Source organism: Anaeromusa sp. (genome assembly GCF_028691475.1).
Taxonomy (GTDB): Bacteria; Bacillota; Negativicutes; order Anaeromusales; family Anaeromusaceae; genus Anaeromusa.
Genome location: NZ_JAQUZF010000089.1, coordinates 1 through 11,137 on the forward strand (window position 1 = coordinate 1; position 11,137 = coordinate 11,137).

Below are 11,137 nucleotides of genomic sequence, written 5' to 3' on the forward strand. Positions count from 1 at the left end.
GTGTCAAAGACGCCGTGCGGCGTATACAGCCTTCCTGCACGGGCTCCTGTATGCGAACACTGACGAATAAGTTCAAACGTAACAGCCACGCTATACCTCCTCTTGATATCTTATAAAATAAACATAGCGTCGCCAAAGCTGAAAAAGCGATAACGCTGTTCTACGGCTTCTTTATAAGCCGCCAGTACGCGCTCCCGCCCGGCCAAGGCGCTTACCAGCATCAGCAAGGTGGATTTAGGCAAATGAAAATTAGTAATGAGACCGTCGATAATTTTATACTCATAGCCAGGATAAATGAAGATGTTCGTAAAGCCGCTGCAAGGTTGCAGCTGACCGCTTTGACCAGCTGTTTCCAGCGTGCGTACCGCCGTCGTGCCTACGGCAATCACGCGCCCTCCCTGCCGACGGGTTTCATTGACCAACGCAGCGGTTTCCGCAGAAATATCATACTGTTCGCTATGCATAACATGGTCTTGAATGGATTCAACAGCAACAGGCCGAAACGTACCCAACCCAACATGAAGCGTCACATAGGCCTTCTGAATTCCCTGCTCGCGCAGCTGAGACAACAACTCCGGCGTAAAGTGCAGTCCCGCTGTAGGCGCTGCTGCTGAACCATTTTCTCTGGCGTAGACAGTCTGGTATCGTTCCGGGTCCGGAAGTTTTTCGTGAATGTAGGGCGGTAAAGGGACCTCCCCCAAACGCTGCAAGATTTCTTCAAAAACTCCTTGCCAGCAAAAACGCACGATACGTCCGCCAAATTCGGTCGTGTCTTCAATAACAGCAGATAATTCATCGGAAAATACAACCTCCGTGCCTGGACGAAGCTTACGGCCAGGGCGCACCAGCGTCTCCCAACGATCCAAATCCAGCCGTTTCAGTAAAAACACTTCTACTTTAGCGCCTGTATCTCTTTTTCGCCCGTGGAGACGAGCCGGTATGACACGGGTATCATTAAAAACAAGCAAATCTCCCTTGCGAAGCAACGACGGCAGCTCAAAGAAATGCCGATGTGAGCAGGCTCCCTGCTGACGCGGCAAAACCATTAGGCGTGAAGCGTCCCGCTGCGCCAGCGGCGTCTGCGCGATTAATTCTTCAGGCAAGTAGTAGTCAAAATCTTGGACATTCATGATTTGTTCCCCTTTTGGCGTCAATACGCCTTTTTCAGCATAATCCCCTGGTAGTAATACTGGAGAATTTGTTTATAATCGTATTTGTTTTTTTCCGCCAACAAGCGAGCGCCCCATTGCGACATACCGACGCCATGCCCGCGGCCATGGCCGCTGAAAATGACAATATCGTCTGCTGGACGAATAATCCGATGAATTCTGGCGGGATCATTCCACCGTCCAGACTCGGCTCGTTCTTTAAGAGATACAGGCATTTTCTTTTCCACCGTAGCCCCGTAGGAGGTTTCCACTGATACGTCCAATTCGGAAGGCAACGCGCGCACGACGCGAATATCAAATAAGGCGCTAGGCAAATCCAGGTACGAGCGCATTTGTACGCCGCTGAGACTAAGGCTGCGTTTATCTCCCGCTACCTGCAGTTGACGCACGCGGCCAGATTCGGTCCGATCAGCCCCTGGTTTCGACAGGGGAGACAAATCTAACGATTTTAGGACGCCTACGCCTTTGCCCTTCTGGGTCAACAAGGTTTCCAGCGCTCGCGCGTTAAAGCGTTTTTCCCAGGCGCTGCCGGGCGCCTGAGCGTCCACATCAGAAACTCCCCGCAAATACGGCAATGCATTACCCCAGACATTTTCACTATCTTCCGTATGACCGCCGCTGGAAGCATGAAAATAGGCGTGAATCGGTTGACCATTATAATAGGCGGCAAGGCCGTTAGTGGCGGCAACAGCCTGAATCATATCCGGCGCTTCCGCATCGACGCCTCCATAAACTTGACAATGCACGGTAGCGCAAAGATCAAAGCCGTCTTGGCGGTGCCGATCGCCGGACAACATCAGATTCAGCGCATAGCTTCGCGCCGCAACAGCTTGAGCTTTAGCGGCTTCCGCCGGCCAACCGGCCGAAATTTCCTTGCCTAAAATACCGTAAAGATATTCTTCCATAGGAACTTCATTGACTACCGTCAAGCCGGTTTTGCCTGTTGTCTGACGCAAAACAATATCGCCGCGATATTTTTTGCGATTGACTTCCCACCGGGCAGATTCCGTATTGCTGCGCAAATACAAGGTTTGTCCGCGCAGCGTCTTGCCGTTGACAGTCATACCGTTCGGCTTCCAGGCAATCACAACCTGCTCGCCAGCTTTAAAACTAGCCCACTTCGGTTGTTCTTGCTCTGTTTCCACCGCATAAGCCACGGAGGAGCCGACAACAACGCTTTGCTGACCAGTCCACAATCCCACCCGAACAAGCGGCTGTGGCGCTGCCTGTGCAACCGGCGTCATGAACACCAGGATAAAGGAAGTCAAAAAAAGCAGAAATGAAGATTTTTTCATAGTTACTCCTTGCCGCCTCTGGCGCTTGCAACTTGTAAAAAACTCTTTTTATTCATTTTTTGGTTTTTTCTCGTAGCGATCCCGCTCGCTTAACACGCAGCCGCAATACGGCTGGCGATACATTTCCCGCTCGCGACTAATGCGCACGCCTTCCTGCCAGCCGCTGCGAAAATCGCGGCGCAAAAACGGGATGCCATATTCCTTAGCCGCTAGCTCTGCGGCGGCGGCTATTGTATCCTGATTTTGATAAGGGCTAACCAAGAGTGTTGTCGTAAAGGCGTCAAAGCCATGTTCTTTTGCTTGTTTGGCTGTTTCAAACAACCGCATTTCATAACAAAAGCTGCAGCGATTCGCGCCCCGCTGTAAAGCGCCTCTCAGAAATTCTTCCAACAAGTAGCGCGTATCTGTCAAAAGCTCCAATCTTTCTTCTGCCGCCCACGCACGCAGCGTGTCTAAGCGCCTTTGAAATTCCTTATACGGGTGAATATTGGGATTAAAAAAATGACCGGTTACCGAAGTAACGCCCTCCTCCGCCCGCAAGGCCTGCAAGGGGTAAATAGCGCAAGGGCCGCAACAAATATGAAGTAATACATTCATGACTGAAAGCCTCCTTAAGACAAAGCCGACTCGCCCTGCTGGGCAGGAGCGCTGCCTGGAAAGGGAATCCCCAAATGTTCGTACGCTTGCATCGTAGCGGTACGCCCTCGGGGAGTCCGCTGTAAATACCCAAGCTGCAACAAAAACGGTTCGTAAACGTCTTCCACTGTTTCTGTTTCTTCGCTGATTGCTGCCGCCAAGGTATCTAGGCCCACCGGTCCGCCGCCGAAGCGATGAATAATCGCTTCCAGCATAGCCCGGTCCGTGCGGTCTAAGCCGGCTGCGTCCACTTCCAGCATAGCTAATGCCTTATCAGCGACTTCTGAGGTAATAATGCCGTCTCCGGCAATTTGCGCATAATCGCGCACACGTTTTAACAAACGGTTAGCCACCCGTGGCGTACCCCGGGAACGACGCGCAATCTCCCAAGCGCCCCGCTCCTCAATTTCTATGTTTAGCAGCGAAGCCGCCCTGGTTACAATATGAGACAAATGCTCCGGGGTGTAATATTCCAAGCGACACATGACGCCGAAACGATCCCGCAGCGGCGAAGCCAGGGCCCCCGCTTTCGTTGTGGCGCCGATTAAAGTGAACGGAGGCAAATCCAGACGAATGGAGCGCGCCGAAGGTCCTTTGCCAATCATAATATCCAGAGCGTAATCTTCCATCGCCGAGTAGAGTATTTCCTCAACATGCCGTGAAAGACGGTGAATTTCATCAATAAAGAGAACATCCTTCTCTCCCAGATTGGTGAGAAGGGCCGCTAAGTCCCCAGGTCGTTCAATAGCTGGTCCTGAGGTAATGCGCAGCTGCACCCCTAATTCATTCGCAATAATACCAGCTAAGGTAGTTTTTCCTAAACCAGGCGGGCCGTAAAACAACACATGATCCAACGCCTCTTGACGAGCCAGAGCCGCCTGAATAAAAATAGAAAGATTTTGTTTGACCTGATCCTGTCCAATATATTCTTGGAGACGTTTAGGGCGCAGGCTATACTGCCAAGTATCTCCCGTTAGTTCATCGCCGCCAATGATGCGCGTTTCTTCCATCACTGCCTCCCACCGCTTAAATCACCCAAGGCTTTACGGATTAATTCCTCCACCGCCAACGCTTCAGAGGCAAATTTACGCAGACTGGCCATGGCCTCACTGCGTCCGTAGCCTAGCGATTCCAAAGCCAGCAAGGCTTCGTCCAAGGAAGACGCTGCGTCAGGTTGAACTAAAACTGCCTGTGCACCCGTCTCATCCCAGTCAGGAATGCCTCCCAACTTATCCTTTAGTTCTAAAACAAGCCGTTCAGCTGTTTTTTTACCTATGCCAGGAAGTTTTACTAATAACGCAGTCTGTTTTTGGCATACCGCACGGCGCAATTCCTGAGGCTGAATCGCTGATAAAATAGCCAGCGCCGATTTAGGTCCAATACCGCTGACCCCGATTAAATGCAAAAACAGTTCGTACTCTTCTTCTTGGGAAAAACCAAACAAAGATAAAGCATCTTCCCGAACCTGCAAATGGGTAAAGAGCATCGCATCTTCTCCCATTGACAAGGTACGTCTGGTTTGTTCAGAAACAGCCAAACGATAGCCGACACCCTGAACATCCAAAAAACAGCTTTCCGGCTGTAGCTGCGCTACCCGGCCCCGAAGAAATCCGATCATTTTTTGTTACCTCCTCGGCCAAACATTGCGCTGTTCACAGCAATGGGCCGTACAAATAGCAATAGCCAGAGCATCCGCCACATCATCCGGCTTGGGTGTTTCCTTCAAGCCCAAAAGGCGCACCGTCATACCTGTAACCTGTCCTTTATCCGCTTTTCCATAGCCTGTTACCGCTTGCTTAATCTGCCCTGGCGTATATTCTTCAAGAGGCAAATTCGCCTGTGCAGCGGCTAATAAAATAACTCCACGGGCCTGTCCTACTGCCATGGCCGTAGTTACATTCCGATTAAAAAACAACTGTTCAACCCCGATTCGCTCCGGCTGAAGCTCTGTCAGTAACTTTTGCAGTCGTTCATGAATCAACAGTAAGCGTTTTTCCAAGGGCAGTTCAGGGCCCGTACGGATAGCGCCATAAGCAATAGGGCGCAGCCGCCCCTGTATCCATTCTACGCAGCCATAGCCGCAAATCGCCGTTCCTGGGTCAATTCCCAAAATACGCATAACACTAAAGCCCCTCCTTGCAACGCTACGCAGCGTACAAGAACATAGATTCGCTTTATTTCAGGAAACTCCTGCTAACAGTAAAGAAAGCGGCGCTTCGCGCCGCCCCAAAATCAGATTGCATCTTCCGGAAGATCAAAGTTTCCATATACTTCCTGTACATCATCATGGTCTTCCAGAGCCTCCAATAGCTTCATCAGCTTGGTTGCTTCGTCGCCTTCCACCGCTATGCGGGTATCTGGAAACAAGCCCAACTGCGCGGACAGAATCGTCACTTTTTCCGCTTCCAGTTTTTCTTGTACTGCGGCAAAAGCCTCTGGAGAAGTAAGCACTTCCACTTCTTCGTCCTCTACTGACATATCGTCAGCTCCGGCTTCAAGGACCGTCATCATCAATGCATCTTCATCAAAAGATTCTTCTTTTTCCAGTGTAAACAGGCCTTTGCGTTTGAACATCCAGGATACGCAGCCGCTTTCACCCATATTGCCGCCATTTTTCGAAAAAAGATGACGCAAATCGGCAGCAGTGCGATTGCGATTGTCAGTCATGACTTCCACAATCAGCGCTACGCCCCCTGGGCCGTACCCCTCATAAGTCAGCTCCTCGTAGTTGCTGCCTTCCAGAGCGCCCTGACCTTTTTGAATAGCCCTTTGAATGTTGTCTTTGGGAACATTATTTTCCCGGGCCTTGCCTAAAGCCAGTTTCAAACGCATGTTACCTGTTGGATCCGCGCCGCCCATGCGCACGGCAACCGTGATTTCCCTAGCTATTTTGGTAGTAATTTTGCCGCGAATGGCATCCATTTTTCCCTTTTTATGTTTAATATTAGCCCACTTGGAATGTCCTGACATAGTTTTCCCCTCCCAGCAATACTAAGCGGGAATAATGATATCATATTTCGACGAATTTGGCAAAAATCACGCGTGATGATGCCAGTTTTTTTGCTGTTGCGCCGCTTCCTTGGCCGCCTCATTTTCAGGAGCCGTGGTCACTTGCGCCGAGCCGCCAAATTTATCAACCAGCTTGCTGGTAACCCGGTAATCCGCAATAGAGCCCGGACCGCCGACGCAGCCGCCTTGGCAAGCCATGCCTTCAAAGAAATTCCCGGGAACTTTCCCTGCTTTCATCAGTAACAGCTGCATCCGGCATTCGCCCAAGCCTTCTTTGCGTTGCGAGCAAACTTCAAGGTCTGGCGCCAGTTGAGCCGCCGTATCTTTAACAGCCTGCTCCACGCCGCCTGCTCTGGCAAAAATATTGCCGTCCCGCGAAGCCGTTGTTTGAAAAGGAACTGCCTCCATGGCGCTTAAATCGATTTCCAGCCCCTCAAAAATCCCTTGCAGCTCCTCAAAGGTCAGCACATAGTCAATGACCCCTTGGCCTTTGACTTCCGCTTCGTATTTTTTGGCCACGCAAGGCCCAACAAAGACAGTAACCGCCTCAGGATTTCTTTCCTTGACTACTTTGCCTGCGGCAATCATGGGGGAAACCGTGCTTGACACTAATTCTTTCACTTGCGGCAAATGCTTATCCACCATGCCCACAAAAGCCGGGCAGCACGAAGTAGTCATAAAAGGACGTTCTTGCGGCACCGTTTCAGCAAATTCTTTCGCTTCTTCAAGCGTGACGATATCAGCGGCAAAAGATACTTCTTCTACTTCGGAAAAACCGATTTTTTTCAAACCCGCAATGACTTGACCAGGCTGCACCTTAGCCCCAAACTGCCCGATAAAAGCCGGGGCCAGCAAAGCATGCACCTGTTTCCCCGCATCAATGGCCCGCAGAACCTGCACCAAATACGTTCTATCGGAAATCGCTCCAAAAGGACATGCGACTTTACAGCCGCCGCATTGGACGCATTTATCATAATCAATAACCGCTTTACGATCAGAGCCAGCCTTGATGGCTTTGAGCTCGCAAGCGCCCTCGCAAGGACGGTTAACTTCAATAATCGCGCCATAGGAACAAGATTTCTTACACATACCGCATTCCACACACTTGGTTTTATCGATATACGCCTGGTTTTGCACAATCATAATCGCGTTTTTCGGGCAGCTGTTTTTGCAATTGTGGGCAATGCAGTTACGGCAGGCATTGGTAACGAAAAACTTATCAATCGGACATTGATCGCAGGCTTCAGGCAAGACGCTGATAATCGGCATCTGGGCGTACTCCCCCGCCAAAGTACGCTGCGCAGCTTCCGCCAGGGGCATGTCCACTTCCTGCCCCATAGCCAAATTAAAGCGCTCCTTTAACACAGCCCTTTCTTTATGCACGCAACAACGATAACGGCTGCCGTTTTCACTGACCAAACTAAACGCTGAATTTTCAATTTCAGCAACTAAATTACCCTCGCGGGTTAATTTTGCCAATTCTGCCAATACGCTCCGCCGAATCGAAACAATCTCTGTTATATGCGCCATGATTTTAGAACCTACCCTCTTTCATTCAATTCACATTTCATTGCATTACAAATAGCGTTATCGCTTTCTAGTCACCAATCTATTTAAAACCATTCCAACACCACCGTTTTTCCCAGGGCTTCCAGTTGCCCCGCTAAACGCTGCAGCACCTGACTTTTTAAATGAACTTGGAACGGCAGGTGCAGCGCCTGTGCATGCGCCTCGTTCAACGCCTTGCCTGCCAAAATAGTAATGCGATCTGCTTGTAATAATTCCTGAGCCAAAAGAGTCGCCCCATCCCGTTTGCGAGAAGCACGCAATCCCTCTTCAGATAATAAGCGTTCTCCTACGGCATTTAACGTCAATAAACCTTCTGTTACCAGATCAACACCATCGAGTTTTCCTGTCGGCGGTATTTGCGGGTCCTCATACACGCCAAGCACCCGCAGCTCACGTCCCGTAATGCGGCTAACAATCCGAGCCGTCGTACCCCCGGCAATAGCTTTCTTCCCTGTTTGGCTCAGCAAGCGCCAAACTACGCGGGAGTCGGCGCGGCGATCTTGAGGAGGACCGGCCATCAGCGTAAGGCAACGCGGCGGATGCAGCCTTACAGCTACAACCGTAGAATCATCTCCTGGTTTCCCCGTATAATAGCCTTCGCAACAGGAAATCAAACTCTGGCTGACTTCTCGCGCACATGGCGCAGGTTGAAGCATGATCTGCCGCAATTGCTCGGCAATTCCTTCCCACCCCCAGCCAAGATTCAGCAAGCCGCCGATGCCGGCGTGAATGACGCCGTCGCTGACGGCAACAAGGAGATCATTTTCCACCAACCTCAGTGATCCTTCACGCACAAGACGACCGGCAATTTCCTTTTCCTCCGTAGGTACGGGAATCACAACGCCGTCACGACACAAGAACGTCTGCGGACAATCAAATTCTACAATTTTCGCCTGCCCATCCGCCTGCAAATGAATCAAATGCAAGGTAGAATAAGCGATTTTTCGCTGACGGCAAACAGGCAAAGTTTCTGTTATCGTGGCTACCACGTCTTCCATGGCGATGCCCTTGCGGCACATGGAAGACGCAATTTTCGTTGTTAAAATAGCAAGAATATTAGCCTTAACGCCGCTCCCTAAGCCATCGGAAAGAACGATAAAGGTGTCATCCGCCGTACGCGTAATGTTTACATGATCGCCGCAAAGCTCTTCGCCGTGCTTATTAAGCTGCCGGACCGCCACATCCGCATGAAACAGCATTACCGCTCCTCCTTGGCGTGAAGCAGATGCATTAGTTCAAGCAGCGCCACTTTGGTATCCGCTGTTGTTTCTCCCAAAAGTCCGGCAATTTCCTGAGCGACATGCATTTGCTGCCGAATAATGGCGTTGGCTTTGTCCATCGTTTCCGCCTTCGTTTTTTCCCAGTCTTGAAGACGCTTTTCTTGCGCTGTTACATTAGTAATAATGCCAATAACCAAATTGTGCTCCGGAACCGGCAAGATCATTTGCTCGGTTACCAATTTGTGCTCTGGATACTCGACGCGCTTGCCAATCAGCTTTGTATTCTTTTGCAAGGCCTCCATAAAAAGATCAGGCGCAAAATAACTTCCTAAGGGACGCCCCCGCCGCAACGCCTGTCTTCCTGAAAACATATGCACCGCCGCCGGGTTGCACTCTTGGACGATCATATCGGAATCCACGGCAATAATAGCGTTAAGAGAATTGCGTACAATAATTTTTGCAAAAGATTCCGCCTTGGAGCGCATATACGGCACGCACATGGTCGTTTCCGCTACGCCGTAATATACGGCAGTAGCTTTCTCGCGGCACGTTGAATAGCCGCATGCGCCGCAATTCCGCTCATCAGCTTGGGTATATTTGCCGATTTGGCTCAAAATCGCCCGAATCTCCGTCTCTGGCGGCGCCGCAAACTGTGTCGGTCTTGGCAATTGCGTTCTTCCCAATTCCACTTCGTTTGTCACGCCCAAAGAAGGCCTTTCCTTGGTCAACGAAGGCTGCTCGGCTTCTACCTTGCGCCAATACTGCAAGATGGCTTCGCGCCGCGCTGCCAGACAATCAGCTTGACCACCCAGAGGGCCGCCTAAGCATCCTCCAGGGCAAGCTAAGAGCTCTACAAAACGAGGCCGAACCTCATGTCGGCACAAGCCTTGCAACAGTTCTGTGCAACGCTCCAAGCCATCGGCAATAACCACGTCTTCACTCATGCCGTCCCAAGCCAAAAACGAGCGGGTAATACCGCTGCTGAGCGGAAAGGATCGAGTATGAACGCCTTCACGCCAGCAATTTTCCTGCGCCAATGCATTTTCAGAGCTTTGCAGCAGCCATTCCTGCATCTGTGAAAAAGTTAGCACAGCATCTACCGAATTAAAAGGTTCCTTCAATTCTCCCATTTTCCCTAAACAAGGACCGACAAAAACAACTTTAGCATCAGGACAGCGTTGTTTTATATCCTTTGCATGAGCCTGCATGGGGGAAATCACAGGCGCCAGCCAAGATGAAACTTGAGGATAATACTTATTAACCAAATCGACAGTTACAGGACAACAGGAAGAAAGAATCGGATGAGACTTAGTTTCTACCAAATGCCGATACTCTTCCATAATGAGATCCGCTCCCACAGTAGTGCACTCTACGGCCGCAAAGCCTAGCGCAACTAAACGTTCCGGCAGCGTTTCCGCCGCACCAAGAACCGGAAATGCGGGAAATGAAGGAGCTAAACTTAAATACACCGGCCGTTTTCCTTGAAGCCAGCGTTGTACATCAGTGAGTTGATTGCGAATCTGCTTGGCATTTTGCGGGCATTCGGCAACACACTTCCCGCAGAGAATGCACCGTTCTTCCAACACATACGCATGATGCCGGCTTACGCCAATAGCCTTTACCGGACAAGATCGTACACAGCGATTGCAGTCTTTGCAGTTAACCTTGAGCGTACGGATAATATTCATGACTGTCTCCCTAGCACCTTTGCTTGAAAAAGTTCAAACACTTTGTCTTGTGAAACGCGGGTAATTCTCTCGCCATTAATATGAACAACTACGCCCTCCGTACAGTCTCCCTGGCAAAAAGCTCCTTTTAACTCCACAAGACGTCCTTCCAAACGGTGTAGCTCCAAAAGAGATTTAAACGCGTGCATCACTTGGTAAGAGCCCTTCAAATGACAGGCGCTTCCTACACAAATGGCAATTTCAATCATTTATAACGCTCCTTGTGATACTTTTCACTCTGGCTAATTTTACAGCAAGAAAAGCCTAGATGCAAGAATAGAGCAACTAAAAAAAGCCGTACTAATGTACGGCTTCGATAAAACTGGCTCCTCGAGTAGGACTCGAACCTACAACCCCGCGGTTAACAGCCGCGTGCTCTACCGATTGAGCTATCGAGGAATAAACCGGCAACTACCTATCCTCCCAGGCCGCTTCCAGCCAAGTACTTTCGGCGTATGTGGGCTTAACTGCTGTGTTCGAGATGGGAACAGGTGGAACCCCACAGCTATCGT

The 11,137-nt window shown here is 50.4% G+C and carries 11 protein-coding genes, 1 tRNA gene and 1 rRNA gene; all 13 read right to left on the reverse strand.

Features of this window, described 5'->3' with window-relative positions; genetic code table 11:
- Positions 1 to 110 precede the first annotated feature (110 nt).
- Positions 111 to 1,130, reverse strand: coding sequence for a tRNA preQ1(34) S-adenosylmethionine ribosyltransferase-isomerase QueA (gene queA, locus PHF27_RS10925; RefSeq protein ID WP_300069786.1), 1,020 nt, complete (start codon positions 1,128 to 1,130; stop codon positions 111 to 113).
- 20 nt (positions 1,131 to 1,150) lie between these two features.
- The gene (locus PHF27_RS10930; RefSeq protein ID WP_300069789.1) at positions 1,151 to 2,464 is read right to left on the reverse strand and encodes a SpoIID/LytB domain-containing protein; all 1,314 of its coding nucleotides are present in this window, start codon (positions 2,462 to 2,464) and stop codon (positions 1,151 to 1,153) included.
- 48 nt (positions 2,465 to 2,512) lie between these two features.
- Positions 2,513 to 3,061 carry an epoxyqueuosine reductase QueH gene (locus PHF27_RS10935; protein ID WP_300069792.1) on the reverse strand — a complete coding sequence of 183 codons (549 nt, stop codon included), beginning with the start codon at positions 3,059 to 3,061 and terminating at the stop codon, positions 2,513 to 2,515.
- A gap of 14 nt (positions 3,062 to 3,075) precedes the next feature.
- On the reverse strand, positions 3,076 to 4,110 hold the full coding sequence (gene ruvB, locus PHF27_RS10940; protein WP_300069795.1) for a Holliday junction branch migration DNA helicase RuvB: 1,035 nt from the start codon (positions 4,108 to 4,110) through the stop codon (positions 3,076 to 3,078).
- Complete coding sequence (gene ruvA, locus PHF27_RS10945) at positions 4,110 to 4,718, reverse strand: Holliday junction branch migration protein RuvA (RefSeq protein ID WP_300069799.1); 609 nt, start codon at positions 4,716 to 4,718, stop codon at positions 4,110 to 4,112. Before ruvA ends, ruvB begins: the two co-directional genes overlap by 1 nt.
- A 6-nt stretch (positions 4,719 to 4,724) precedes the next feature.
- Positions 4,725 to 5,219: a crossover junction endodeoxyribonuclease RuvC gene (gene ruvC, locus PHF27_RS10950; RefSeq protein WP_300069802.1), complete on the reverse strand. Its 495-nt coding sequence runs from the start codon at positions 5,217 to 5,219 to the stop codon at positions 4,725 to 4,727.
- Between the two features lie 113 nt (positions 5,220 to 5,332).
- On the reverse strand, positions 5,333 to 6,070 hold the full coding sequence (locus tag PHF27_RS10955; RefSeq protein ID WP_300069805.1) for a YebC/PmpR family DNA-binding transcriptional regulator: 738 nt from the start codon (positions 6,068 to 6,070) through the stop codon (positions 5,333 to 5,335).
- 66 nt (positions 6,071 to 6,136) lie between these two features.
- Positions 6,137 to 7,639 carry a 4Fe-4S dicluster domain-containing protein gene (locus PHF27_RS10960; RefSeq protein WP_300069808.1) on the reverse strand — a complete coding sequence of 501 codons (1,503 nt, stop codon included), beginning with the start codon at positions 7,637 to 7,639 and terminating at the stop codon, positions 6,137 to 6,139.
- Positions 7,640 to 7,722: 83 nt separating this feature from the next.
- Positions 7,723 to 8,877 carry a SpoIIE family protein phosphatase gene (locus PHF27_RS10965; protein ID WP_300069811.1) on the reverse strand — a complete coding sequence of 385 codons (1,155 nt, stop codon included), beginning with the start codon at positions 8,875 to 8,877 and terminating at the stop codon, positions 7,723 to 7,725.
- Positions 8,877 to 10,586 carry a [Fe-Fe] hydrogenase large subunit C-terminal domain-containing protein gene (locus PHF27_RS10970; protein WP_300069814.1) on the reverse strand — a complete coding sequence of 570 codons (1,710 nt, stop codon included), beginning with the start codon at positions 10,584 to 10,586 and terminating at the stop codon, positions 8,877 to 8,879. The genes PHF27_RS10965 and PHF27_RS10970 overlap by 1 nt, the downstream gene beginning before the upstream one ends.
- Entirely contained in the window at positions 10,583 to 10,834 is a 252-nt protein-coding gene (locus tag PHF27_RS10975; RefSeq protein WP_300069817.1) for an NAD(P)H-dependent oxidoreductase subunit E, read from the reverse strand. Before PHF27_RS10975 ends, PHF27_RS10970 begins: the two co-directional genes overlap by 4 nt.
- Positions 10,835 to 10,948: 114 nt before the next feature.
- Positions 10,949 to 11,024: transfer RNA gene (locus tag PHF27_RS10980), tRNA-Asn, on the reverse strand.
- A 3-nt stretch (positions 11,025 to 11,027) separates the two neighbouring features.
- Positions 11,028 to 11,137: ribosomal RNA gene (gene rrf, locus PHF27_RS10985) — 5S ribosomal RNA — on the reverse strand; the annotation flags it as partial.